The organism is Rhodococcoides kroppenstedtii (assembly GCF_900111805.1).
GTDB lineage: Bacteria > Actinomycetota > Actinomycetes > Mycobacteriales > Mycobacteriaceae > Rhodococcoides > Rhodococcoides kroppenstedtii.
The window spans coordinates 43,947-69,255 of the sequence record NZ_FOJN01000005.1 but is presented as its reverse complement, the minus strand read 5'-3'; the positions used below and the strand labels follow the sequence as shown (position 1 = coordinate 69,255).

Sequence of the window (25,309 nt, the reverse complement as noted above, 5' to 3'; positions counted from 1 at the left end):
CTCGCTTCCCGGTCTTCAACTTCTCAGTTCCCGACCGGTGAGGTCGAGAAAGACGTCCTCGAGGCTGCGTTGCTCGACCCGCAGATCCGTCGCGAGCACGTTGATCCGCGCGCACCACGAGGTGACCGTGGCGATGACCTGCGGGTCGATCGTCCCCTCGACCAGGTAGGAACCCGGCGCGGTCTCCTTCGGGTCGAAGCCCTCCGGCAGCACGGTCTGCAGCAACGTCAGGTCCAGACCGGGAGGTGCCGTGAAGCGCAGTTGCCCCTCGGCGCCGCGCCGAGTCAACTCCGCGGGCGTTCCCGACGCCACCACCCGGCCGTGGTCGATGATCACCAGATCGTCCGCGAGCGTCTCGGCCTCGTCCATGAGATGCGTCGTCAGGAGGACGGAGACGCCGTCGCGGCGCAGGGCCCGGATCAGATCCCAGACCAGTAGGCGGGCCTGAGCGTCGAGCCCGGCCGTCGGCTCGTCGAGGAAGACCAGTTCCGGTCGCCCCACGAGCGCGCACGCGAGGGACAGGCGCTGTTGCTGCCCGCCCGAGAGTCGCCGGTACGGGGTGCGCACCTGGTCCGCCAACCCGAGTTGCGACATCAACCAGGCTGGATTCAGCGGGTCGGCGGAGTACGCGGCGACCAGATCGAGCATCTCGCCGGCCCGCGAACCCGGGTAGGCGCCGCCGCCCTGGAGCATGACGCCGATGCGTGAGCGGACCTCGTCCGATGCGCGCGTCGGGTCGAGCCCGAGCACGCTGACACTGCCCTCGTCCGGGGCCAGGAAGCCCTCGCACATCTCGACGGTCGTGGTCTTGCCGGCTCCGTTGGGGCCGAGGAGTGCGAGGACGCGGCCCCGTCCCAGCGTGAAGTCGAGACCGTCGACGGCCGTGGTGGAGCCGAACCGCTTGACGACGCCGGAGACGCACACCGCGGGCGATTCGGTGGTCGCGGCGGGCGGAGTGGGTCGATCGGTCACGAGGGTCCAGCGTAGGCGTCGGCCCGCGGGGGCGGCGTTCCTGCCCCGTCCGACACCGTCGTGCGTGCCCGCCAGGGCAGGGACCGGCGCGTCGCCGCGTACACGACGCCGAGGGTGACCACGGTCGCCAGCGCGGCCTGGACGATCACGAACGGCTGCACCTCGCCGCCGGTGGGCATGACGATCAGGGAGACGAAGGCGGAGAACGCGATCACGGGAACCCGGAACGCCGGACGAGTGGCCCACGCCGCGAGCGGGGTTACCGCCCAGAGCAGGTACCAGGGCTGCACCACGGGGAACAGCAGGACGAGGGCGCCGATGGAGACGCCGAGTCCGCCGATCGGGTGCAGGCGCCCGAGCAGCGTGGCGACCAGCATGCGGGCGATGACGACGGCAGCGACCGCGGACGCGATCGGTCGGGTGAGCGACAGGACCGCCGTCGTGTGGTCGCCGATGCCCAGGAGCACGCCGGCGCCCCCCGTCGCGAGACCGAGCAGGGTGGGCAGGGACATCCAGCTGCGCACTGCGTTCGCCGTCCCCAGGGTGCCCAACCAGCCGAAGCCGAGGCCGCTGACCAGGCTGACCCCGACGATCACGACGGCCGCGACGACACCGAGGACGACCGCCGCACGGACGACGTCTCGAAGCCGCCCGCCCCGACGCCGGGCCAGGGCCATGCCGACGAAACCCAGGGCGATGAGCGACGGAATCTTCACCGTCGCCGACAGTGCGATGACGGCGGCGCCGACGAGGAGAAGTGCGCGGCCGGTGCGGCGACGTGTCACGTCGTCGAGTGCGTCGATGCCGCGGAAGCACAGTTCGAGTCCGGCCAGCATGAGGCCGAGCATCAGCGCCTCGTTGTGGATGCCCGCCACGAGGTGGAACAGCAGGAGCGGGTTCGCGGCACCGAGCCACAGGGCGGCGACGGAGGACACTCCGCAGCGCGCCGCGAGGCGGGGGAGCGCCCACACGATCAGCGCCACGCCCACCAGCGCCACCGCGCGGTGCAGGAAGATGCCGGAGACGATGTCGTCGCCCGTCAGCGCGGTGATACCGCGGCCGATCCACAGGAAGAAGGGTCCGTAGGGCGCCGGCGTCTCGCGCCAGATGTTGGGCACCGTGCGGGTGAGGACGTGGTCGACGCCGAGCGCGGCCTGGGGGCCGATCTCGTACGGGTCGAGTCCGCGGGCCGTGATCTCGCTCTGCGCGAGGTACGAGTAGACGTCCTTGCTGAACATCGGCGGTGCGACGCACAGGGGAAGGATCCAGAGCGCCAGCGTCCGGTCGAGCTGGGATCGGGACAGTCGACGCGGGGAGGTGCCGCGGCCGAACGATCCGATCGCCAGTCGGCCGAGCAGGAGCCAGGCGACCACCACCAGAACCGTTCCGATCAGGGTGACGGTGAGCGCCGCGGGCAGCGCGCGGGCGAACAGGCCGAGGACGCGGACGCCCTGCACCGGGTTCTGCAGAACGGGCTGTGCGCCCGCCCCGAGGGCGCCGAGCGCCATCATGCCCGCGCCGACGGCGCCGAAGCGGCGGATGCGGGTGAGGTCCCGGATCTCGGCGGCGTCGAGCGGGGGGCGTTCGGGCTCGTTGTCGTGGAGATAGGCCACCCGATCGGTCCGCGAGGTCCCGTCGACGCCGAGCGCCCGACGCACCACCCTGCGCACCTGGCTCGAGGCGCGTCGAGCGCGGGAGCGGTCGACCGTCGCCTCGGCCGTCGCTCCGGCATTCTCTGCACCCACGGTTCGGAGCGTAGGCGACCGAGCGGCCTGCCCGAGCCCCGACTCGGACGCGTCTACCCAGGGTGCCCTTGCTGGAACCGCCCTCCCAATTCCGTCACACTGGTGTTGTGAAAACGACCGAACACCGATCCGCGAGTGGCGACGCGCCGCTCGAGGGCGGCGTGTCGACGGACGGCAGCACGCGGTCCGCGGTGGTCGACCTTCTCCTCGAGGAGGGGCCGATCAGCGCCTCCGAGGTGGCATCGCGCCTGGGTATCAGTGCCGCGGGCGTCCGGCGCCACCTCGACGCCCTCGTCGATTCCGGGGCGGCGCGGGTGTCGTCGGCCGTCGGTCCGCGTAGTCGCGGTCGCGGCCGTCCCGCCAAGATGTTCGCCCTCACCTCGCATGGTCGGTCCCGTCTGGGTCACGCCTACGACGATCTGGCGGGGGCCGCGATGCGCGAGATCCGCGCGATCGGCGGCGACGACGCCGTCCGCGTCTTCGCGAAACGCCGGATCCTGTCCATCGTGCGCGATGTCACACCGGCCGACGGATCCGCCGAGTCCGCGGCGGCGACGGCGGACGCGATCGCCCGAGCGCTCAGCGAGGCCGGGTTCGCGGCCTCGACCCGCCCGGTCGGCGCCGGGGTGCAGATCTGCCAGCACCACTGCCCGGTCTCGCACGTGGCCGAGGAGTTCCCCGAACTCTGCGCCGCGGAGCGGGAAGCGTTCGCCGACCTGCTGGGCACGCACGTCCAGCGCCTGGCCACCATCGCCAACGGCGACTGCGCCTGCACCACCCACGTGCCGCTCGGCACACCCGCCGTCTCCCGGGACGGCAATAAGTCGGCGTCCGAACGCGTTGCACGAGACACCGACACCTCAGCCACAGTTCAGCCCAGCCCCACCCGTGATCGCCTCCGGAAGGAGCCCGCATGACCGTCACACCCGACCAGGTGACCCCTCCCACGGCCCCGCTCACCCAGGACGAGACCATCGCGTCCCTGGGCAACTACGGGTACGGCTGGGCGGATTCCGACGTCGCCGGCGCCGCCGCGAAGCGCGGCCTCAGCGAGGCCGTGGTGCGGGACATCTCGGCCAAGAAGAGCGAGCCCGAGTGGATGCTCGAGGCGCGCCTGAAGGCGCTGCGCACCTTCGACCGCAAGCCGATGCCGAACTGGGGCTCGGACCTCGACGGCATCGACTTCGACAACATCAAGTACTTCGTGCGCTCGTCCGAGAAGCAGGCGGCCACGTGGGACGATCTGCCCGAGGACATCAAGAACACCTACGACAAGCTCGGCATCCCCGAGGCGGAGAAGCAGCGCCTGGTCTCCGGTGTCGCGGCGCAGTACGAGTCCGAGGTGGTCTACCACTCGATCCGCGCGGATCTCGAGGAGCAGGGCGTCATCTTCCTGGACACCGACACCGGCCTGCGCGAGCACCCGGAGCTGTTCCAGGAGTACTTCGGCTCGGTCATCCCGGCCGGGGACAACAAGTTCTCCGCCCTGAACACTGCGGTGTGGTCCGGCGGCTCGTTCATCTACGTCCCGCCGGGCGTCCACGTGGACATCCCGCTCCAGGCGTACTTCCGCATCAACACCGAGAACATGGGCCAGTTCGAGCGGACGCTCATCATCGTCGACGAGGGTGCCTACGTGCACTACGTCGAGGGCTGCACCGCGCCGATCTACAAGTCGGACTCGCTGCACTCGGCCGTCGTCGAGATCATCGTGAAGAAGGGTGGCCGCTGCCGCTACACGACCATCCAGAACTGGTCGAACAACGTCTACAACCTGGTGACCAAGCGAGCCAAGGCCGAGGCCGGCGCCACCATGGAGTGGATCGACGGCAACATCGGCTCCAAGGTCACCATGAAGTACCCGGCCGTGTGGATGACCGGCGAGCACGCCAAGGGCGAGGTGCTCTCCGTGGCGTTCGCCGGCGAGGGCCAGCACCAGGACACCGGCTCGAAGATGCTGCACCTCGCGCCGAACACGTCGTCGAACATCGTGAGCAAGTCCGTCGCCCGCGGCGGTGGCCGCGCGTCGTACCGCGGTCTGATCCAGATCAACAAGGGCGCGCACGGGTCGAAGTCGACCGTCAAGTGCGACGCGCTCCTCGTGGACCAGATCAGCCGCAGCGACACCTACCCCTACGTCGACATCCGCGAGGACGACGTGACCATGGGCCACGAGGCCACCGTGTCGAAGGTGAGCGACGACCAGTTGTTCTACCTCATGAGCCGCGGTCTGACCGAGGACGAGGCCATGGCGATGGTGGTGCGCGGGTTCGTCGAGCCCATCGCCAAGGAGCTCCCCATGGAGTACGCCCTCGAGCTCAATCGCCTGATCGAACTGCAGATGGAGGGATCGGTCGGATGACCGTGCCGCAGACCGAAGACAAGCGCGCGATCGTCGCCAACAAGGGCGCGCAGTTCTCGTCGTACGACGTGAACGCGTTCGAGGTGCCGTCGGGGCGCGACGAGATCTGGCGCTTCACCCCGCTGCGCCGCTTGCGGGGCCTGCACGACGGCTCCGCCGTGGCCACCGGTTCGACCACGGTCACGGTGTCCGGCGCTCCCGAGTCGGTGCGCGTCGAGACCGTCGGGCGTGACGACGCTCGTCTCGGCACCGCAGGTGTGCCCACGGACCGCATCGCGGCCCAGGCCTACACGTCCTTCGCCGACGCCACCGTGGTCACCGTGGCGTCCGAGGCCGAACTCGACGACCCGCTGACGATCACGGTCGAGGGGCCCGGCGTCGACGCGGTCGCGTTCGGCCACGTGCAGATCCGGGTCGAGGCGTTCGCCAAGGCCACCGTCGTGCTCGAGCAGCGCGGCAGCGGAACGTACGCGGAGAACGTCGAGTTCGTGGTCGCCGACAGCGCGCAGCTCACTCTGGTCGCGCTGCAGGAATGGAACGACGACGCCGTTCACGTCGCCTCCCACCACGTGAAGGTCGGTCGTGACGCCACCCTCCGCTACTTCTCGGTCAGCCTGGGCGGGGACCTGGTGCGCCTGACGCCGGTGGTGGAGTTCGACGGTCCCGGCGGCGACGCGGAACTGCTCGGCCTCTACTTCGCGGACGACGGTCAGCACCTCGAACAGCGTCTGCTGGTCCACCACAGCGCCCCGCACTGCCGGTCCAACGTGGTGTACAAGGGCGCGCTGCAGGGCGATCCGGCCTCGGCCAAGCCGGACACCCACACCGTGTGGATCGGCGACGTCGTCATCGGTGCGACGGCCGAGGGCACGGACACGTTCGAGCTCAACCGCAACCTCATCCTCACCGACGGGGCGCGTGCCGATTCGGTTCCGAACCTCGAGATCGAGACCGGCGAGATCGCCGGTGCAGGTCACGCCAGCGCCACCGGACGGTTCGACGACGAGCAGCTCTTCTACCTGCGTGCGCGCGGCATCCCGGAGGCCCAGGCCCGCAAGCTGGTGGTGCGTGGGTTCTTCCACGAGATCATCGCCCGGATCCCGGTGGACTCGGTGCGGACCCGCCTGTCCGACGCGATCGAGGCCGAGCTCGCCGTCACCGGCGTCTGATCCGGCCGCTCGCCAGCATTCATCCACTCGTAGACGAAGGAAGTACATGTCCACCCTCGAAATCCGCGACCTGCACGTCGACGTCGCCCAGTCCGACGACGCGGCACAGCCGATCGAGATCCTCAAGGGCGTGAACCTCACGGTCTCGTCCGGCGAGACGCACGCCATCATGGGCCCCAACGGCTCCGGCAAGTCCACGCTGTCCTACGCCATCGCCGGCCACCCCAAGTACCGGGTGACCTCCGGGTCGATCACGCTCGACGGCGAGGACGTCCTCGAGATGTCGGTCGACGAGCGTGCCCGCGCAGGCCTGTTCCTGGCGATGCAGTACCCGGTCGAGGTGCCGGGCGTGTCGATGTCGAACTTCCTGCGGACCGCCGCCACCGCCGTCCGCGGCGAGGCGCCGAAGCTCCGCCACTGGGTCAAGGAAGCCAAGGAGGCGATGACCGAGCTCGACATCGATCCCGCCTTCGCCGAGCGCAGCGTCAACGAGGGATTCTCCGGTGGCGAGAAGAAGCGCCACGAGATCCTGCAGCTCGGGTTGCTCGCACCGAAGATCGCCATCCTCGACGAGACCGACTCGGGTCTGGACGTCGACGCACTGCGCGTCGTCTCCGAGGGTGTCAACCGGTACAAGGAGCGCCAGAACGGCGGCATCCTGTTGATCACGCACTACACGCGCATCCTGCGGTACATCACCCCGGAGTTCGTGCACGTCTTCGCGGGCGGACGCATCGTCGAGTCGGGTGGGGCGGAACTCGCCGACGAGCTCGAGACCAACGGGTACGAGCGCTTCACGAAGTCCGCCGCGAGCGCATGACCGCGTCCGTCGCTCTCGACGTCGCCCGGGTGCGGGCCGACTTCCCGATTCTCGGACGGACGGTCCGCGACGGGAAGCCGTTGGTGTACCTCGACTCCGGGGCGACGTCGCAGCGGCCGATGCAGGTGCTCGACGCCGAGCGGCACTTCCTCACCACGTGCAACGCCGCGGTTCACCGGGGCGCGCATCAGTTGGCGGAGGAGGCCACCGACGCCTACGAGGGTGCTCGCGCGGCCATCGCCGCGTTCGTCGGTGCGGACGCCGACGAGGTGGTCTTCACCAAGAACGCCACCGAGGCGCTCAACCTGGTGACCCACGTTCTCGCGGACGACCGGTTCGACCGGGCGCTGGGTCCGGGCGACGAGATCGTGATCACCGAGCTCGAGCACCACGCGAACCTCGTGCCGTGGCAGGAGCTCGCCCGGCGCACCGGGGCGACGCTGCGGTGGTACGGCGTGACCGACGACGGCCGGATCGATCTGTCCTCGCTCGAGCTGACGGACCGCACGCGGGTGGTCGCCTTCACGCACCAGTCCAACGTCACGGGTGCCGTCGCTCCGGTCGAGGACCTGGTGCGCCGGGCCCGCGCGGTCGGGGCGCTGGTCGTGCTCGACGCATGCCAGTCGGTGCCGCACATGCCGTTCGATTTCCGGGCACTGGACGTCGACTACGCCGCGTTCTCCGGGCACAAGATGCTCGGGCCGTCGGGCGTCGGCGTCCTGCTGGCCCGGCGCGACCTGCTGGCCGCAATGCCGCCGTTCGTGACCGGCGGCTCCATGATCGAGACCGTGACCATGGAGGCCACCACGTACGCGGCGCCGCCGCAGCGCTTCGAGGCGGGTGTCCCCATGACCTCGCAGGTCGTCGGTCTCGGTGCCGCGGTCGACTATCTGACGGCACTGGGCATGGACGCCGTGGCCGCCCACGAGCACGAGCTCACCGCCGCGACGCTGGCGATGCTGGCCGATCTCGACGGGGTCCGCGTGATCGGCCCCACCGACACGGCGGATCGCGGCGGCGCCGTGTCCTTCGTGGTCGACGGGGTCCACGCGCACGACCTGGGTCAGATCCTCGACGACGAGGGCGTGGCCGTGCGGGTGGGCCACCACTGCGCGTGGCCGCTGCACCGCCGGTTCGGCGTGGCCGCGACCGCGCGGGCGTCGTTCGCGGTGTACAACACCCTCGCCGAGGTCGATGCACTCGCAGCCGCGATCGTGCGTGCGCAGGACTTCTTCGGGGTGCGCCCGTGAGAATGGACGCGATGTACCAGGAGGTCATCCTGGACCATTACAAGCACCCCCACGGTCGCGGACTGCGCGATCCGTTCGACACCGAGGTCCACCACGTCAACCCGACGTGCGGTGACGAGGTGACTCTGCGCGTGCACGTGGTCGACGGCACCGTGGCCGACGTCTCCTACGACGGTCAGGGTTGCTCGATCAGCCAGGCCGCGACGTCGGTGCTCACGGACCAGGTCATCGGCAGGGCGGTGACCGACGCCCTGCGGACGGTCGACGCCTTCGCCGAGATGATCGGCAGCCGCGGCCGCGTCGAGGGCGACGAGGACGTCATCGGTGACGGCATCGCGTTCGCCGGCGTCGCGCAGTACCCCGCGCGGGTGAAGTGTGCCCTGCTCGGCTGGATGGCGTTCAAGGACGCCGTCGCGCAGTCCGCCACCAGCGCTCCCGACCCCGTTCCCACCCTGCCGCACCCCATCGGAGGACAGTCATGACCGACACCAACGAGGCCCCCGTCACCCCCGAGACGTCCGAGACCCTCGAGAATGCCGAGACCCCGGAGAACGCCGCGATCATCGCCGATCTCGAGGAGGCGATGCGTGACGTGGTCGATCCCGAACTCGGCATCAACGTGGTCGACCTCGGTCTCGTCTACGGCATCGCCATCGACGACGACGCCGTGGTCACCCTGGACATGACCCTGACGTCGGCCGCGTGCCCGCTGACCGACGTCATCGAGGATCAGAGCCGCAACGCGCTGGTACGCAGCGGTCTGGCCGAGGAGCTCAAGATCAACTGGGTCTGGATGCCGCCGTGGGGTCCGGACAAGATCACCGACGACGGCCGCGAGCAGCTGCGCGCGCTCGGGTTCACGGTGTGATCGAGCGCTCGTAGATGCGGTAGGTCCGCGTCGGATCCACCGGATAGGACGCGAGCACCGAGCGGAACCATCCGCCGTCCGACTGGACCGGCGCGGCCTCCACCGACCGGTAGCCCTGGTCGTGAATACGCTCGAACAGCTCGAAGATCAGCAGCGCGGACACGCCGCGGTCGGGGCACGACGGGTCGACGAACATCATGTCCAGGCGGACGTGGTCCCGACGGGCTCGACCGCCGGGTCCACGCCAGCGCAGCAGGGTGTGCAGGTCCCGCACCAGCCCGAACCGAGACCGGACGGCGCCGAGTGCGGCGCGGTTGACGTCGGGCAGGCCCATGACGAAGCCGACCAGCTTGCCGTCGAGTTCGGCGAACAGGACGATCTCCGGGTCCATGACGGGCCGCATGGTGGCGGCCAGGGCTCGCATCTCGTCGGCGTCGACGGGCGTGAAGCCCCAGAAGTCGGCGAACGCGGTGTTGTACAGCACGCGGACGCGTTCGAGGTCCTCGTCGAACGTCGCCGGGTTCATCGGCCGCACGGTGACGGAGGACCGCGCCTTCCACCTCTTGCCCATCTCGTACTTGCGGGCGAAGATCGGCGTCTGCACCAGGGTGTGCGGGTCCTCGCTGAAGAAGCTGTGGAAGTCCTTCGCGCCGGTCAGACCCCACGACTCGAGGTGGTCCGCGTAGTACGGCGGGTTGTGCGGCATTCCGACCAGGGGAGGAATGTCGTTGCCGTGCACCAGAACTCCCGCACTCCAGAGCATCGACGGGCTCATCGGGCCGACGACGGCGGTGAGCGAGCGTGCACGTCCCCACGCGGCGACGGCGTCGAGCAGTGCGTGCGAGACGGCCGGGTCGTCGACCGCCTCGAAATACCCGAAGAAGACCGTGGACGCTCGGTACTGCCGATCGAAGACGTGATCGTGGATCGCGGCGATGCGCCCGACGGCGCGACCGTTGCGGTACGCGAGGAACGCTCGCGTGGTGATGCGACTGCGTGTCCCCGCCGACGGCGATACCAGGATGTCGCCGACGTCCGCCGCGTCCCCCGGGATCCAGTTCGGATCGTCGCGGTAGACCAGGAAAGGCACACCGCGGAAACGCGCCCAGTCGCGACGGGTGCGGACGGGCCGCACGTCCACGTCGGAGCGTCGGGTGATGGTCGCGGTCATGTCGTCCTCCTCGGGCCGAGGCCCCTGATCGCCCCGACCGTCGGTTCGTCGGGTTCGGTGGGGGTGCGGGCCGCCGCCCTCACGCGGGCGAGCACGGATTCGCCGGCCCACACGTACTGGCCGGGCCGGACGTCGACGGCCGACACGAGCGAGTCCGGCAGGAACACGTCGCACTGCGAGCCGAACCGGATGAGTCCGTACTGCTCACCCCGGGCGAGGTGGTCACCGGGCCGGGTGTGGGCGACGATGCGATCCACCCACAGGTCGGCGATCTGCGTGACGTAGACGACCGCCCCGGTGGCGTGCCGCAGTCCGATGGTGAGACGCTCGTTGGTGAGCAGGTACTCGCAGTCCCGGTCGTACGGCCGTTGCCGCAGAACGAGATTGGCGGTCATGCGGGCCATCGACCGGTTGAACGGGGCCGCGCCGCGGTGCTCGCGCAGGGTCACCGTGCCCTCGACGGGTGCCCGGTTCCGGTGGACCGAGTGCTCGGTCATGTAGGTCCCGACCAGCCATCCCGAGACGCCGGGTTCGGAGGGGTCGGCGGCGGCCACGCCCGCGTACTCGGTGAGCGGGATGGACCGCCGCTTCTTGATCGCGACGGGGACCTCACCGTCGTCGACACGCTTGACGTAGGTGACGTACCCGTCGGCGGCGGCGACGACGGTGTCCTCGTCCTCCGGAGGAACGCGCACGGGGTCGCGCAGGAAGGCGGCGCTGCGCCAGTACGAGTACCCGGCGACCACCGCCGCTGCGGCGGCGGCCGCCGCAGCCCGCGGCCGGGTCATGCCGCCCCGCCGTGGTCGATGCGTTCGGCGAGGCTCACGAACCGGTCGTAGAGCCGGGTTCCCAGAAGGCGGTCGAGGAGCACGGCGGGTGCGCCGAGCGCGACGACGGCGAGGTAGTAGACGAGCCCGAGGACGAACTGCACGAGGTCCCCGGTCCAGGTGCGGACGGCGTACCGACGCCCCGGCTGGACGAACACCGGTTGCGTCGGTACCCGGCCGGAGGGCGGCGGGCGGTGCGGGTGGGGACGCGGCGTCACGCCGAGACGAGGCCGGTACGCCGACCGGTGATGTCACGGAACTCGATGTGCGCGAGGTACTTCGCGAACAGCGCCGTATGGTCCCACCACGAGGTGTCCGTGCCGGCGGGCAGCACCGACGGAGCGTTGGAGCGGCGGATCAGATCGTTGACGTCCGACCCGAGCAGAGCCGCGGTGCGCGCCGGGGGGATGTGCTGGTTCACGCGCCGGACGAACTCGTCGAACGGCACCAGATCGAGGCCGAGAGCGTCGGCGAGCACGGCGTTCGAGTACGGCTCGGGGTTCGACGGCACGAGGTACGCGAGCGGGGAGTCGGCGAGCGCGTTGTCGGCGAGGACCTGCGTCAGCACGTCCACCGGTGCGTAGTTCATGCCCGGCCCGTCCCACAGCGCGCCGACGCTGTTGCCCAGCTCGATGGCGCGCCAGAAGCTGTAGACGCGACCCGGGTCCTTGCCGACGGTGGTCGATCCGAGCACGTACGGGGACTCGCACAGCGTCACCGAGGCGAGCGCGTCGGCGTTCAGCCACCGCAGCAGACGGCCGTTGATCCACTTCATCTGGCAGTAGCCCGAGTACCACCACGAGTCCGGGCGCAGGAAGTCCTCCGGATTGCAGTAGAGGAAAGCCCCGATGGAGCCCATGTAAGTGAGGTGCTTCCGGCGCGACTCGAGGGTGAACTGCACGACGCGCAGCAGGGACTCGAACCAGTCGCGGCGCAGGTCGAGGTAGGTGGCGTCGTAGTCGGTGCTGCTGGCGGAGTTGAAGACCTGGTCCACCGTCTCGCGGAGATGGACGAAGGTGGCCTCGTCGAGACCGAAACGGGTTCGGGTGGGCACCGCTTCGATCACGGTGATCTTGGACCGGTCGATGTTCGTGATGTCGTAGCGCGCGACGGTCTCCTCGAACCGATCGGCCGCGGGCACGTCCGTGCTTCCGCGGACACCGGCGTAGACGGTGGTGACATCGTCACGGGTCGACAGTTCCGCCACCAGGTGCGCGCCCACGAAGCCGTTGGCGCCGAACACCAGGGCGACCTCGTGCCGCGGCTCGGGCATGTCCGCCACCGCGTCGGCGGTCGCGGAGTCGAGGACCGGTCGCAGCAGGGTGGCGTCGCCTGCGCTCAGAGCGGCGATGTCCGCGTACTTGCGCGGAAACAGCAGCGACGGTGCGTCCGCGGTCAGTGCCACGACCGGACTGACGAGATGGGCGTCGTTTGCGACGGTCGTGAACTCGTGCTCGAACATGTGTCTCTCTCCCCGACTGGTTCCCCCGACAGCCGACTCGGCCGACGTCGACCACGTTCGTTGCGTGGCGTCAGGAAGGAACTCTAAAGACGGGTTCTCTGTGACATAACACCTTCGGCGTTGTGAGGCTTACGGATACGACACCGGCGAATTGTGTTCGTGTCACGCGCCTTTGCGTTCGCTGTGGTCCGCTGCACCACTGCTTTTCTTGGCGGGAGCCTTCTTCGCGGCAGTCTTGTTCGCGGCAGTCTTCTTCGCCGCGGTCTTCGTGGCCGCCGTCTTCTTCGCGGGAGCCTTCTTCGCCGCGGTCTTCTTCGTCGGGGTCTTCTTCGCCGGGGCCTTCCTGGCCGGAGTCGTATCGGTGTCCTTCTCGGAGTCACCGTCACGGCTGTCCGACGCGCGCCCGCGCCCGGACCGGCCGGCGGCCTCGACGCTGCGCTGCAGTGCGGCAACCAGATCGACGACCTCGGCGTCCTCGCCCGTGTCCTCGTCCTCGCGCTCGGCGTGGACGACCTTCTCACCGCCGTTCTCGATGGCCTCGTCGAGAACTTTCCGCAGCTCGATCTGATAGTCGTCCGTGTATTCCGACGGGTCGAAGTCGCCGGACATGCTCTCGACCAGCGCACCCGCCATCTTCAGTTCCTGCGGCCGCGGCGCACTCACGCCGTCCAGTGAGCCGAACTCGGCGGCGCGGACCTCGTCCGGCCAGAGCAGGGTCTGGATCATGAGTACGTCCTCGTGCACCCGCAGGGCCGCGAGCCGGGTCTTCTGCCGAAGGGTGAAGTGCACCAACGCCGTTCGATCCGTCTCGGTGAGGGTGTCCCGCAACAGGACGTACGCCTTGGGCGACGTCGAGTCCGGCTCCAGGTAGTAGCTCTTGTCGTAGAGAATCGGGTCGATCTGTTCCGTCGGGACGAACTCGAGCACCGGGATCTCGTGCTTCTCGGCGGCAGGGAGCGAGGAGAAGTCCTCGTCGGTGAGAATCACGCGATCGCCGTCGGGCGACTCGTACGCCTTGTCGATGTCGGCGTACTGGACGGATTCGCCGCACACCGAGCACTTGCGGTCGTACTTGATGCGACCGCCGTCCTTGCCGTGGACCTGGTGGAACTTGATGTCGTGGTCCTCGGTGGCGGTGTACACCTTCACCGGCACGTTCACCAGCCCGAAGGCGATGGCGCCTTTCCAGATCGATCGCATGGTGTCAATCTTGGGCCACGGATCGTCACGGCGCCACCACCCGTCACGGCAACCACGGAACCGACACGCGTGCGCGTCGGCCGACGGTGCGGACGATGGCACGTCGGTGGCCTGATCCGGCCCCGCGAAAGAGCTCGCCCATGGCCCGCGCCGTCCCCGGGAGGTCGCCGTCGCCGGAGAGGTAGGCGCGCTGCGCGGCCACGGGGAGCTCGAAGAACCGGTCGAAGAAGTCCGCGAGCTCGTCCGGCGGCAGACCCAGCAGCACCTGTGCGCCGAGTCGCCGCAACGACGTCACCGCGGCGGTGGCCCGGGAGGTCACCGGGGTGCCGTCGACGACGTGGCGGGCGAGCGCGTCGGCCCGGCGCAGGGACGACGCGACGCTGTACCCGGTGGCCGGGTGCAGCGCCGCGCTGCGGGCGCCCGTCACCTCCACGCCGGCCGGCGTTACCGACGGCGGGGCCATGGCGAACCGCACGCGTTCGACGGCCTCGTCGCCGCGGAGCGCGACGCCGCGATGCTGCAGGCGGCGGTGCAGTCGCGCGGCCAGCTCGGGTTGGTCGGGTCCGGGCTCGCCGACGAGCGACGTCTCCTCGAGCAGCACCCGATCGGCGTCGAGCTGCACGCCGTAGAGGAACGTGGGGTGTTCGTGCGGGTCCGTGCCGTTGTCATGCCGCCAATCCATGACCAGGGTCTCGGCGCCCCCCAGCGCCGGTTCCGCGACCTCCGGACGCACGATCACCCCGTACGCCCGTTGCTCGGGGACTCCCGGCCCGACGGCCGAACCGCGCGCGTCGATCACGACGCCCGCGCCGAGGCGGCCCCCGCTGCGGAGTGTCACGCCCCGCGCATCGACGCTCACCGCGACGTCCCGCACCACGGCGGCCGGGTCGACGGTCAGGGCCCGCTGCAGGGCCACGGTGTCGAGCACCGTGTAGGCGCGGGCCACGTGGTGCCGACGGGCGCCGACGACGGTGGCGGACCGGGTGGTCGTCGCGCGTACGTCGGCCGGGAGCCACGCCGGCAGTTCGTCGTCCCACATCGCGTAGGTCTGCGTCCACCGTCGATCCGGGTGCGGGTCGACGAGGACGACGACGGCCCCCGCCGCCGCAATGCGGTGCGCCGCGGCGCGTCCGGCCGGTCCCGCACCGACCACCACGGCGTCGGGTGAGGGGAACACGGTCAGAGCGATCCGGTGGCCAGCAACCCGCCGTCGACTCGCACGGTCTCGCCCGTGATCCAGGAGGCGGCGTCGGAGGCGAGGAACCCGACGAGCGCCGCGACGTCCTCGGGCGTGCCCAGTCGCTTCATCGGGTAGCCCTGCGACGCCGCGTCCTCACCGCCGGCGACGAGGGCCTCCGCGAACTTGGTCTTGACGACGCCGGGCGCGACCGCGTTGACGCGGATCCGGGGTCCGAGTTGCCAGGCGAGCTCCTCCGTCAGCCGGATCAGGGCGGCCTTCGAGGCGCCGTAGGCGGCGATGACGCCGGTCGAGCGCAGGCCGGCGACACTCGCGAGATTGACGATCGCGCCGCCGTGCTCACCCATCCAGGCGTGGTAGGCGCGCTGCGTGTACCCGAGGGTGGCGACGACGTTGACGTCGAAGATCTTCTTGACCCCGTCCAGGTCGGCGTCCATGAGGGCGCCGTAGACGGGATTGATCCCGGTGTTGTTGACGAGGATGTCCAGCGATCCCAGTTCCGCGACGGTCCGGTCGACGGTGGACTGCCGGGAGTCCGCGTCCCCGGCGTTGCCCGCGATGGGCAGGACGACGCCGCCGGGCACCGCGGCACGCAGGTCCTCCGCCGCGGCGTTCAGCTGGTCCTCCTTGCGCGCGGTGATGGTGACCGCGGCGCCGCGGGCGAGCAGGTCGGCGGCGACGGCCTTGCCGATGCCGCGACTCGCTCCGGTGACGAGGGCGACGCGGCCCTGCAGATCGGTGTGGGTGCTCATGGCGCAGACGTTAGCGGAGTCACTCTCGGGCGGTGAATTCACTGGTTCGCGGCGGATAGAATGAGGGTTTGCCGCACCGTCGACGTTGGGAGTTCGTGCCGTGATCACCGCCACCGACCTGGAGGTTCGTGCCGGTGTGCGCACCCTTCTCTCCGCCCCGGGGCCCGCGCTGCGGGTGCAGGCGGGCGACCGGATCGGCCTGGTGGGCCGCAACGGCGCGGGCAAGACGACGACGCTGCGCATCCTGGCGGGGGAGGGCGAGCCCTACGCGGGGTCCGTCACCCGCGCGGGCGAGCTGGGATACCTCCCGCAGGACCCCAAGGAGGGCGATCTCGACGTCCTGGCCAAGGATCGCGTCCTCTCCGCGCGTGGCCTCGACTCGCTGCTCCGGAAGATGGAGAAGCAGCAGGCCCTGATGGCCGAGGTCGCGGACGACGAACGCCTGGACAAGGCGGTCCGGAAGTACGGGGAACTCGAGGAGCGGTTCGCCTCGCTCGGCGGGTACGAGGCCGAGAGCGAGGCCGCCCGCATCTCCAACAGCCTGGGCCTGCCGGACCGCATTCTCGCTCAGCCGCTGCGCACGCTCTCCGGCGGTCAGCGTCGCCGGGTCGAGCTCGCCCGCATCCTCTTCGCCGCCTCCGACGGCAGCGGCGGCCGGTCGGGCACCACCCTCCTGCTCGACGAGCCGACCAACCACCTCGACGCGGACTCCATCACCTGGCTGCGCGGGTTCCTGCAGAATCACGAGGGCGGGTTGATCGTCATCAGCCACGACGTCGAGTTGCTCGCGGACGTGGTGAACCGCGTGTGGTTCCTCGACGCCGTCCGCGGCGAGGCCGACGTCTACAACATGGGGTGGAAGAAGTACCTCGACGCACGCGCCACCGACGAGCAGCGACGACGCCGCGAGCGCGCCAACGCGGAGAAGAAGGCATCGGCACTGCGGGCGCAGGCGGCGAAGATGGGCGCCAAGGCCACCAAGGCCGTCGCGGCGCAGAACATGGTCAAGCGTGCCGACAAGCTGCTCGCGAACCTCGACGAGGAACGCGTGTCGGACCGGGTGGCGCACATCCGATTCCCCGAGCCGGCGCCCTGCGGCAAGACACCGCTCATGGCGTCGAACCTCACCAAGGTCTACGGCTCGCTCGAGATCTTCACCGGCGTCGATCTGGCGATCGACCGGGGATCGCGCGTGGTGGTGCTCGGACTCAACGGCGCGGGCAAGACCACGCTGCTGCGCATCCTGGCGGGGACGGAGAAGTCCGACTCGGGCGGTCTCGAGCCGGGCCACGGTCTGCGCATCGGCTACTTCGCGCAGGAGCACGACACGCTCGACGACATGGCCTCGGTCTGGGAGAACGTGCGCCATGCCGCGCCCGACACTCCCGAGCAGGAACTCCGGTCGCTGCTGGGTGCGTTCATGTTCACCGGGCCGCAGCTCGAGCAACCGGCCGGCACGCTGTCCGGCGGTGAGAAGACCCGTCTCGCGCTGGCCGGCCTGGTGTCCTCGGCCGCGAACGTGTTGCTGCTCGACGAGCCGACCAACAACCTCGACCCCATCTCGCGCGAGCAGGTCCTCGAGGCGCTGCGCAGCTACAAGGGAGCGGTGGTGCTGGTGACGCATGATCCCGGAGCGGCCGAGGCGCTGTCGCCCGAACGCGTGATCCTGCTGCCCGACGGCACCGAGGACCACTGGTCGCAGGACTACCTGGACCTCATCACGCTGGCCTGACAGCCAGCACTCCGTTCTCGTCGGTCACCTCGATCGTGCGCCCGACCAGCGGGAGCGCATCGGGCCACGCGCCGGACGCCGTCGTGCGTCCGGCGACGCGGCGGCCGTCCGCGGTCTCGGCGATCAGCAGGGTCGCGTCGGGAGTGCCGTCCCGTCCGTAGGTGGTGGCCGCGGTGAGGACCCTGACCGGTCCGCGGTGATCGGTGACGACATCCGCCGCTCCCGGTGCGATCGTGACGACGTCGCTGTCACCCACCCGTCCTTCGGGGCGCGGTTCCGCGCCGAGCAGGACGACGTGCTGGTGCGTCAGGTACCCACCGTTGGCGTGGACCAGAGCCGGGCCGGCGGTGCGATCGCGGCGGAGCCGGCGTACCGCCTCGGCGATGCCGTGGAGGCTGTAGCTCGACAGGGGACCCCCGAAGAACGAGTGGCCGCCCAGCAGCGTGGGCAGCAGGTCCTCGGCCGCGCCGATCGACTGCAGCTCTGCCAGCAGCAGTTTGGGAACGATCGGGAAGCAGCTGTAGGCATCGACGAGGGCCGGCGGACCCGCGACGCCCAGGCGCTCCATCACGGAGGCGAGAGCGGGGGAGTGCTCGAAACTGCTGCGCCGCACCACGTCCGGGGTGTCGGCGGCGCCCGCACCACCCCACACGTGAACGACGCGATCCTCGGGAACGCCCTTCTCACGCGCGGTCTGCAGCGAGCACACCACCACGGCCGCGGCCTGGTCGACGAAGGGCATGGCGTTCATCGACAGCGGATAGGCGTCGGAGACGGCCCGGTTGTCCGCTGCGACGGAGGCGATCTCGTCGGCGGTGCGGGCACCCGGGTTCCAGGCCGCGGGGTGGTCCGCGGACACCGCGGAGAACCGCGCGTACAGTTCGGCCGACTCTGCGCGAGCACGCTCGGCGGTGAGACCGAGGGCGTGCGCACGGGCGTTCTCGAACAGCGGGTAGATCTGGACCGGAGCGAGGATGCCCGCGCGCTGCATGGCTGCGCTGCCGAGGTCCTCCGGGTCGAAGGCGGGCGGTCCGCCGGGTTCCGCGGTCCACCCGGCGTCCACCGGATCCCGACCGGCCTTGCCCAGCCCCCGCAGCGACGCCTGCGCCTCGCCGCCGACCACGAGAGCCACGTCGTCGGATCCGTCGGCGATCCCGTCGGCGACGGCGTTCAGCAACGCCACCGGCCAGTGTCCGCCGACCGTCGTCGTGAACGACGTCCGCAGGGTCCACCCGTGACGACGGGCGAGCAGGCCGGGCAGATCGTCGTACCGCCAACTGGTCGTCCGGACGGCGTCCACCCGCGTCACTGCGTCCGCCAGTCCCGAGGCGCCGGTGTCTCTCAGCGCACGCTGGACGGCGTCGTCGACGAGATCGAGCGGTTCCGCCGGTGTCGGCGGCCGGGTCGCCGAGCCGCGGGAGAGGTCGGCGACGCCGACGATCACCGGCAGTCGGCGTGGATCGATCCCGGTCATGCGCGCTCCCGTCGGACGGATTCCTCGACCAGGTCGAGGACGGCGGACAGGTCGTCGGTGTCCTGCCCGGAGGCCAGGCGGGTCACCAACCCGTCCATGACCAGGTCGAGAAAGCTCAGCAGGACCGTGGTGGGCACGTCGTCACGCAGTCGGCCCGCGGACCGCTGACGCTCGAGGCGCGCGAGCACGGCCCCACGCAGTTCCACCGAGCGTTCCGTCCATCCGGCCCGGAACTCGGCGTCGGTCTTGAGGCGGCGCGCGATCTCGAGACGCGTGCCGAGCCAGTCGAAGTCCTCGGGTGCGGCCAGCATGTCCCGCATGACCTGTACGAGGCCCTGGTCCGCGGCGACGTCGGCCATACGGTGGGCGTCGTCCCGCGCGAGGGCGAGGAAGAGCCCGTCCTTGTCCTTGAAATGGTGGAAGATCGCGCCGCGGGACAGCCCGGTGGCCTCCTCGAGCCGACGGACGGTGGCGCCCTCGTAGCCGTACGCGGCGAAACAGCGCCGGGCACCGTCGAGGATCTGACCGCGACGAGCGGCGAGGTGGTCCTCGCTGACCTTCGGCACTTTCCGTCTCCTGTTCTTCTCGGGGCACCATCGCAGAACGCGCACGACCGCCGAGCGATCGTGCGCGTTCCGCGTGGGGTGTCCGGCTACGGACCGGTCGATATCCTGGTCGGACTCAGCCGATCATGTTGCGCAGCACGTACTGCAGGATGCCGCCGTTGCGGTAGTACTCCGCCTCACCGGGGGTGTCGATGCGAACCACGGCGTCGAACTCGATCTTCTCGCCGTTCTCCTTGGTCGCGGTGACGTGCATCGTCTTGGGCGTGCGGCCCTCGTTCAGCTCCGTGATGCCGGAGATGTCGAAGGTCTCGGTGCCGTCGAGCTTCAGCGACGCCGCCGACTCGCCCTGCGGGAACTGCAGCGGCACGACGCCCATTCCGATGAGGTTGGAGCGGTGGATGCGCTCGAACGACTCGGTGATGACCGCCTTGACGCCGAGCAGGCGCGTGCCCTTGGCCGCCCAGTCGCGCGACGAGCCGGAGCCGTACTCCTTGCCGCCCAGCACGACCAGCGGGATGCCGGCCTCCTGGTAGTTCTGCGACGCGTCGTAGATGAAGGCCTGCGGGCCACCGTCCTGCGTGAAGTCGCGGGTGTAGCCGCCCGAGACGTCGTCGAGGAGCTGGTTGCGCAGACGGATGTTCGCGAACGTGCCGCGGATCATCACCTCGTGGTTGCCACGTCGCGAACCGAAGGAGTTGTAGTCCTTGCGCTCCACGCCGTGCTCGTCGAGGTACTGCGCCGCCGGTGTTCCCGGCTTGATGGCACCGGCCGGCGAGATGTGGTCGGTCGTGACCGAGTCACCCAGCAGCGCCAGGACGCGGGCACCGGTGATGTCGGAGACGGGCTCCGGATCCTTCGGCATGCCGTCGAAGTACGGAGGCTTCCGCACGTAGGTGGACTCGCTGTCCCACTCGAACGTCTTGCCGTCCGGGGTGGGCAGTCCGCGCCAGCGCTCGTCGCCCTTGAAGACGTCGGCGTAGCCCTTGGTGTACATCTCCTTCGAGATCGACGAGTCGATCGTGTCCTGGATCTCCTTGGGGGAGGGCCAGATGTCCTTCAGGAAGACGTCGTTGCCCTCGGAGTCCTGACCGAGCGCGTCGTGCTCGAAGTCGAAGTCCATGGTGCCGGCCAGTGCGTACGCGATCACCAGCGGCGGCGAGGCCAGGTAGTTCATCTTCACGTCGGGGGAGATGCGTCCCTCGAAGTTGCGGTTACCGGAGAGCACCGCGGTGACCGTGAGGTCGTTGTCCTGGATCGCCTCGGAGATCTTCGGGTCCAGCGGGCCCGAGTTGCCGATGCAGGTGGCGCAGCCGTAGCCCACGAGGTAGAAGCCGAGCTTCTCGAGGAACGGCCAGAGGCCGGCCTTGTCGTAGTAGTCGGTGACCACCTGCGAGCCGGGCGCCATCGAGGTCTTGACCCACGGCTTGCTGGTCAGGCCCTTGTCGACGGCGTTCTTCGCCAGCAGGGCCGCACCGAGCATGACCGACGGGTTGGAGGTGTTGGTGCAGGACGTGATCGACGCGATGGCGACGGCGCCGTGGTCGAGAACGAAGGAGCCCTGCTCCTCGGACTGCACCCGCACCGGGTTGGTGGGGCGTCCCTCGGAACCGTTCGCGGCGGAGTGCAGCGGTGCGGCGTCGTCGTCCGCGAAGGACAGCGTGGCCGGGTCGGAACCGGGGAAGGTCTCGTCGAGGGCCTCGTCCAGCTTGGACGGCGTCGCATCGGTCTTCTCGCCGCCCACGTAGTTGTGGATGTCCTTGCGGAACGCGGTTTTGCTGTCCGAGAGCAGGATTCGGTCCTGCGGACGCTTGGGTCCGGCGATGGAGGGGACCACGTCGCCGAGGTCGAGCTCGAGGTACTCGGAGTACGCCGGCTCGTTCTCGGGGTCGTGCCACATGCCCTGTTCCTTGGCGTACGCCTCGACCAGGGCCAGCTGCTCCTCCGAGCGACCGGTGAGCCGCAGGTAGGAGACCGTCTCGTCGTCGATCGGGAAGATCGCGGCGGTGGAGCCGAACTCGGGGCTCATGTTGCCCAGGGTCGCGCGGTTGGCCAGCGGCACCTCGGCGACACCCTTGCCGTAGAACTCGACGAACTTACCGACGACGCCGTGCTGGCGCAGCATGTCGGTGACCGTGAGGACGACGTCGGTCGCGGTCACGCCCGGCTTGATCTCACCGGTGAGCTTGAAGCCGACGACGCGGGGGATGAGCATGGAGACGGGCTGGCCGAGCATGGCCGCCTCGGCCTCGATGCCGCCGACGCCCCAGCCGAGCACACCGAGGCCGTTGACCATGGTGGTGTGCGAGTCGGTGCCGACGCAGGTGTCGGGGTAGGCCTGACCGTTCCGGACCATGACGGTGCGCGCGAGGTGCTCGATGTTGACCTGGTGCACGATGCCGGTGCCGGGCGGGACGACCTTGAAGTCGTCGAACGCGCCCTGGCCCCAGCGCAGGAACTGGTAGCGCTCGCCGTTGCGCTGGTACTCGATGTCGACGTTGCGCTCGAAGGCGTCGGCGCGACCGAAGACGTCGATGATGACGGAGTGGTCGATGACCATCTCGGCGGGGGCGAGGGGGTTGACCTTCTCCGGATCGCCGCCGAGAGCGGTGACAGCCTCACGCATGGTGGCGAGGTCGACGATGCAGGGCACACCGGTGAAGTCCTGCATGATCACCCGGGCCGGGGTGAACTGGATCTCGATGGACGGATCGGCGGACGCATCCCAGTTCGCGATCGCGTCGATGTGATCCTTGGTGATGTTGGCGCCGTCCTCGGTGCGCAGAAGGTTCTCGGCGAGAACCTTCAGTGCGTAGGGCAGCTTCTCGGTGCCGGGGACGGCGTTCAGACGGAAGATCTCGTACGAGTTCTCTCCGACCTCCAGCGTTCCCTTCGCGCCGAACGAATCGATACTTGCGCTCACGTCAGCTCCAGTCGTCTTCTCTTCGCTACCGCCGACGGGGCTGTGTCGACGGTCTACGAGAGGAAGCGGGTCACCCGCGATCGGGTCGGATCGGGCTGGATCCGGCGCCGCTGCTCTCTCGGTTCGATCCTAACAGTACGCTTGTCCTGTAAGAAAGGCGCGAACCGTGTCCGGTCGGCGCGCCGTGGACCGGCGTACGGCCCTCATCGTTCTCCACCGGCGACACAGGTGCAACGAGCGGGGTCCGGGAGCCGACCGTGCCGTAGGGTTCAGGCGCGATGTCGCTCTCACATTCCGTCCCGGTTCACGCTGCCCCCGTGGCGGCGGAGATTCCGCCGTTCGTGGACGTTCCGTCGACCCTGGCCGACGTCGCCGACGACGGCGTTTCGGCGCCGGCCGAGTTGGTCCCCGGCCTCGAGTCCGTCGTGGCACGGGCGCAGGACGAGGGCATCACCCTGAACGTGGTGGTGCTCGAGGAGCCGGCCCGGCTCGACTCGCACCTGCGGGATCTGGCCACCGAAGTGGGCGCCGCCGACGGGGGCACCGTCCTGGTGCTCGGTCCCGGCCAGGTGGGCACGTTCAGCGACAGCATCGACCGCGTGACGCTGGAAGCAGGCCAGGACAGTGCCTACACGTCCGACCCCGTCCTGTCGGCGAACCAGTTCCTCGACGTCGTGGTCGCGCCGGGTCCGTCCTGGACCGGGCTGACGCTCGCCCTCGTGGCCCTGGTCGCGCTGGTCCTGGGTGCCACGGGGTGGGCCAACGCACGCCGGTTCCGGGCACGGCAGGACGGATCCGCACAGGACGCCGACATGCCCGGTGCCGCGGGAACGACCGCAGTGTCGGATACGGCCGACTCGAGGCATGTCACCACCACGGACGCCGTGCGGGCGAACGACTAGGGAAATCTCCCGAAGAAATTTTGTCCGGCCATTTCCGGACAACCACCTGATCAGCGCAGATGCCGATGTCGAACGACAACTGTGTCATTTGTGACTGGAGTTCCCTCAGCGGTCAGAGTGTCGTACGGTTCTCGTGGCACTGCTTGGGGAAGAAGTGTCGCAGAGGGGCGTTCGTGGTCTCCGGGTCGTGCGTGTCGGGCGTGACGATCGGTGTCGATCCGTCGTATCCGTGCTGCGTCGTGCCTTCCCTCGGCGCTGCGGGGTGACACGCGCGGCCGACACCAGCGCGGTGGGGACACGAGGGAGACACAGGTGAGTCGAACCGGCCTGAGGGGTCGACGGAGCGCTGCGGGCCGTGCCCGGCGTCGGTCGATCGGTGTCGCGGTCCTGCTGGCACTCTCCGTCGCGACGGCAGTCAACCCGCCCCTCGCCTCGGCCGTCCCGCCCCCACCCCCCAATCCGTCGGACGCCGACATCGCCGGCGCGCAGGCACGGGTCGGCGACGGCATCGCCCGCGTCAGCGACCTCATCGACCGCGTCGCCGCCGCGAACCAGCAACTCGCTGCGCTCGACGCCGCCGTCGCCGTCAAGCGCGAGGACGTCAACAAGGCCCTCGTCGACCTCCAGAACGCGCGCTCCGCGGCCGACGCCGCGGCCGCCGCGGTGACCCTGGCGCAACGCGCGCTCCAGGACGCCGGCCAGGTCATCACGGATGCGCAGCGCAAGTTCGACAGTGCCGCCGTCACCGACTACATCCGCGGCACCGGAGCTGCCGGCGCATCGTCCCTTCTGGACGCCGACGGGCCGCAGGACGTGCTCGACCGCGCCCAGCTGCTGCGGTTGCTCTCCGCGAAGCAGAACGCCGTGCTCGACGGCCTCCAGCGCGCCCGCACCGAACAGGCCAACCGGGACTCGGCCGCCCGAGCGAGCAAGCTCGAGGCGGACCGCGCTTCCGCCGCCGCCGACGCGAAGAAGGCCGAGGCGGAACAGGCCATCGCCGCTGCGGTCGCCGCGCAGCAGGACCAGTCCGCACGCAAGGCGGCCGTCGAGGCCAACCGCGACGCGGCCGCCGCCGAGCTGGAATCCGCCCGTGCCGGCGCCGCAGGCCTCGAAGGTCAGCGTGACGCGTACACCCGGTGGGACGCCCAGCGCCAAGCAGAGGAAGCCGCCGCGGCCGAGGCCGCTCGGCAGGCCGAACAGGCGGCCGCAGCAGCCGCAGCACGGGTCGCCGCCGATCAGGCCGCAGCCGACCGCGCAGCGGCGGCGGCTGCGGCCGCCCCCGACCACACCGACCTCGTCGGGGCGACCCGACCGGAGGCCGGGACGTCCTCCGGGTCCGGCACGAGTACGTCGGGTGGCTCGGGGACCTCGGGTGGCTCGGGGACCTCGGGTGGCTCGGGGACGTCGGGCTCGGGCACGTCGAGCGGGGGCACGACCACGCCGAGCAAGCCGAGTGTCGGCAAGCCCGCGGTGACCGGCAGTGCGGCGATCGAGTTGGTGATCGACCGCGGCATGTCGGTGCTGGGGACGCCGTACTCGTGGGGTGGGGGTAACGAGAACGGACCCACCAAGGGCATTCGTGACGGCGGTGTCGCGGACAGCTACGGCGACTACAACAAGGTGGGCTTCGACTGCTCCGGGTTGATGATGTACGCCTTCGGCGGCCTGGGCATCTCCCTTCCGCACTACACCGGCTATCAGTACACCGCGGGCAAGCAGGTTCCGTCGTCGCAGATGAAGCGCGGCGACATGCTGTTCTGGGGTCCGGGCGCATCGCAGCACGTGGCGCTGTACCTCGGTGACGGCACCATGCTCGAGGCGCCGCAGTCGGGCGACGTGGTGAAGGTGTCACCGGTGCGGTGGAGCGGCATGACGCCGTACGCCGTGCGCATGGTGGAGTGACCCACGCCGACCCTTCC

At 69.9% G+C, this 25,309-nt stretch carries 22 protein-coding genes; 10 read left to right on the top strand and 12 right to left on the bottom strand.

Annotated features, from left to right (window positions below):
• Positions 1 to 15 precede the first annotated feature (15 nt).
• Complete coding sequence (locus BMZ18_RS07480) at positions 16 to 972, bottom strand: ABC transporter ATP-binding protein (RefSeq protein WP_068363264.1); 957 nt, start codon at positions 970 to 972, stop codon at positions 16 to 18.
• On the bottom strand, positions 969 to 2,642 hold the full coding sequence (gene mptB, locus BMZ18_RS07475; protein ID WP_371828493.1) for a polyprenol phosphomannose-dependent alpha 1,6 mannosyltransferase MptB: 1,674 nt from the start codon (positions 2,640 to 2,642) through the stop codon (positions 969 to 971). Before mptB ends, BMZ18_RS07480 begins: the two co-directional genes overlap by 4 nt.
• 182 nt (positions 2,643 to 2,824) lie before the next feature.
• Here mptB and BMZ18_RS07470 point away from each other — a divergent pair, with 182 nt between their 5' ends.
• From BMZ18_RS07470 to BMZ18_RS07440, 7 genes are read left to right on the top strand one after another with little or no spacing between them, the layout of a single operon-like run.
• Positions 2,825 to 3,634, top strand: a complete 810-nt coding sequence (locus BMZ18_RS07470; protein WP_068363268.1) for a helix-turn-helix transcriptional regulator — start codon at positions 2,825 to 2,827, stop codon at positions 3,632 to 3,634.
• Entirely contained in the window at positions 3,631 to 5,079 is a 1,449-nt protein-coding gene (sufB, locus tag BMZ18_RS07465; RefSeq protein ID WP_068101156.1) for a Fe-S cluster assembly protein SufB, read from the top strand. The genes BMZ18_RS07470 and sufB overlap by 4 nt, the downstream gene beginning before the upstream one ends.
• Positions 5,076 to 6,248 (top strand): Fe-S cluster assembly protein SufD, encoded by a 1,173-nt coding sequence (sufD, locus tag BMZ18_RS07460; RefSeq protein WP_068363269.1) that lies wholly within the window; start codon positions 5,076 to 5,078, stop codon positions 6,246 to 6,248. Before sufB ends, sufD begins: the two co-directional genes overlap by 4 nt.
• A gap of 46 nt (positions 6,249 to 6,294) precedes the next feature.
• On the top strand, positions 6,295 to 7,068 hold the full coding sequence (sufC, locus tag BMZ18_RS07455) for a Fe-S cluster assembly ATPase SufC (RefSeq protein WP_068101160.1): 774 nt from the start codon (positions 6,295 to 6,297) through the stop codon (positions 7,066 to 7,068).
• Positions 7,065 to 8,318 (top strand): cysteine desulfurase, encoded by a 1,254-nt coding sequence (locus tag BMZ18_RS07450; protein WP_068363272.1) that lies wholly within the window; start codon positions 7,065 to 7,067, stop codon positions 8,316 to 8,318. Before sufC ends, BMZ18_RS07450 begins: the two co-directional genes overlap by 4 nt.
• Positions 8,315 to 8,800 carry a Fe-S cluster assembly sulfur transfer protein SufU gene (gene sufU, locus BMZ18_RS07445; RefSeq protein ID WP_068101164.1) on the top strand — a complete coding sequence of 162 codons (486 nt, stop codon included), beginning with the start codon at positions 8,315 to 8,317 and terminating at the stop codon, positions 8,798 to 8,800. Before BMZ18_RS07450 ends, sufU begins: the two co-directional genes overlap by 4 nt.
• Positions 8,797 to 9,186, top strand: a complete 390-nt coding sequence (locus BMZ18_RS07440) for a metal-sulfur cluster assembly factor (protein ID WP_068101167.1) — start codon at positions 8,797 to 8,799, stop codon at positions 9,184 to 9,186. The genes sufU and BMZ18_RS07440 overlap by 4 nt, the downstream gene beginning before the upstream one ends.
• Here BMZ18_RS07440 and BMZ18_RS07435 read toward each other — a convergent pair.
• From BMZ18_RS07435 to BMZ18_RS07405, 7 genes are all read right to left on the bottom strand, one after another.
• Positions 9,176 to 10,357, bottom strand: coding sequence for a GNAT family N-acetyltransferase (locus BMZ18_RS07435; protein ID WP_068363275.1), 1,182 nt, complete (start codon positions 10,355 to 10,357; stop codon positions 9,176 to 9,178). The two genes, BMZ18_RS07440 and BMZ18_RS07435, sit on opposite strands and share 11 nt — an antisense overlap.
• Positions 10,354 to 11,145 carry a phosphatidylserine decarboxylase gene (locus tag BMZ18_RS07430; RefSeq protein ID WP_068363278.1) on the bottom strand — a complete coding sequence of 264 codons (792 nt, stop codon included), beginning with the start codon at positions 11,143 to 11,145 and terminating at the stop codon, positions 10,354 to 10,356. Before BMZ18_RS07430 ends, BMZ18_RS07435 begins: the two co-directional genes overlap by 4 nt.
• Positions 11,142 to 11,342 (bottom strand): hypothetical protein, encoded by a 201-nt coding sequence (locus BMZ18_RS07425; RefSeq protein WP_068363279.1) that lies wholly within the window; start codon positions 11,340 to 11,342, stop codon positions 11,142 to 11,144. Before BMZ18_RS07425 ends, BMZ18_RS07430 begins: the two co-directional genes overlap by 4 nt.
• A 56-nt stretch (positions 11,343 to 11,398) precedes the next feature.
• Positions 11,399 to 12,646 carry an SDR family oxidoreductase gene (locus tag BMZ18_RS07420; protein WP_068363280.1) on the bottom strand — a complete coding sequence of 416 codons (1,248 nt, stop codon included), beginning with the start codon at positions 12,644 to 12,646 and terminating at the stop codon, positions 11,399 to 11,401.
• 162 nt (positions 12,647 to 12,808) lie between these two features.
• Positions 12,809 to 13,846, bottom strand: coding sequence for a non-homologous end joining protein Ku (ku, locus tag BMZ18_RS07415; RefSeq protein WP_068363282.1), 1,038 nt, complete (start codon positions 13,844 to 13,846; stop codon positions 12,809 to 12,811).
• 43 nt (positions 13,847 to 13,889) lie between these two features.
• Positions 13,890 to 15,023: a lycopene cyclase family protein gene (locus tag BMZ18_RS07410; protein ID WP_244516454.1), complete on the bottom strand. Its 1,134-nt coding sequence runs from the start codon at positions 15,021 to 15,023 to the stop codon at positions 13,890 to 13,892.
• Between the two features lie 2 nt (positions 15,024 to 15,025).
• Positions 15,026 to 15,796 (bottom strand): SDR family oxidoreductase, encoded by a 771-nt coding sequence (locus tag BMZ18_RS07405; RefSeq protein WP_068101180.1) that lies wholly within the window; start codon positions 15,794 to 15,796, stop codon positions 15,026 to 15,028.
• Between the two features lie 100 nt (positions 15,797 to 15,896).
• Here BMZ18_RS07405 and BMZ18_RS07400 point away from each other — a divergent pair, with 100 nt between their 5' ends.
• Positions 15,897 to 17,528, top strand: coding sequence for an ABC-F family ATP-binding cassette domain-containing protein (locus BMZ18_RS07400; RefSeq protein WP_068363289.1), 1,632 nt, complete (start codon positions 15,897 to 15,899; stop codon positions 17,526 to 17,528).
• On the opposite strand, the gene BMZ18_RS07395 is transcribed toward BMZ18_RS07400, so the two are convergent.
• The 3 genes from BMZ18_RS07395 to acnA all read right to left on the bottom strand — a co-directional run bounded on the left by BMZ18_RS07395 (position 17,515) and on the right by acnA (position 22,488).
• Complete coding sequence (locus BMZ18_RS07395) at positions 17,515 to 19,002, bottom strand: acetyl-CoA acetyltransferase (RefSeq protein ID WP_068363292.1); 1,488 nt, start codon at positions 19,000 to 19,002, stop codon at positions 17,515 to 17,517. The genes BMZ18_RS07400 and BMZ18_RS07395 overlap by 14 nt on opposite strands.
• The gene (locus tag BMZ18_RS07390; RefSeq protein ID WP_068101187.1) at positions 18,999 to 19,568 is read right to left on the bottom strand and encodes a TetR/AcrR family transcriptional regulator; all 570 of its coding nucleotides are present in this window, start codon (positions 19,566 to 19,568) and stop codon (positions 18,999 to 19,001) included. Before BMZ18_RS07390 ends, BMZ18_RS07395 begins: the two co-directional genes overlap by 4 nt.
• A gap of 115 nt (positions 19,569 to 19,683) precedes the next feature.
• Positions 19,684 to 22,488: an aconitate hydratase AcnA gene (acnA, locus tag BMZ18_RS07385; RefSeq protein WP_068101190.1), complete on the bottom strand. Its 2,805-nt coding sequence runs from the start codon at positions 22,486 to 22,488 to the stop codon at positions 19,684 to 19,686.
• 317 nt (positions 22,489 to 22,805) lie between these two features.
• Here acnA and BMZ18_RS07380 point away from each other — a divergent pair, with 317 nt between their 5' ends.
• Positions 22,806 to 23,390, top strand: a complete 585-nt coding sequence (locus tag BMZ18_RS07380; RefSeq protein ID WP_068363294.1) for an Rv1476 family membrane protein — start codon at positions 22,806 to 22,808, stop codon at positions 23,388 to 23,390.
• Positions 23,391 to 23,702: 312 nt separating this feature from the next.
• Positions 23,703 to 25,292 carry an NlpC/P60 family protein gene (locus BMZ18_RS07375; RefSeq protein ID WP_074922067.1) on the top strand — a complete coding sequence of 530 codons (1,590 nt, stop codon included), beginning with the start codon at positions 23,703 to 23,705 and terminating at the stop codon, positions 25,290 to 25,292.
• Positions 25,293 to 25,309: the final 17 nt, after the last annotated feature.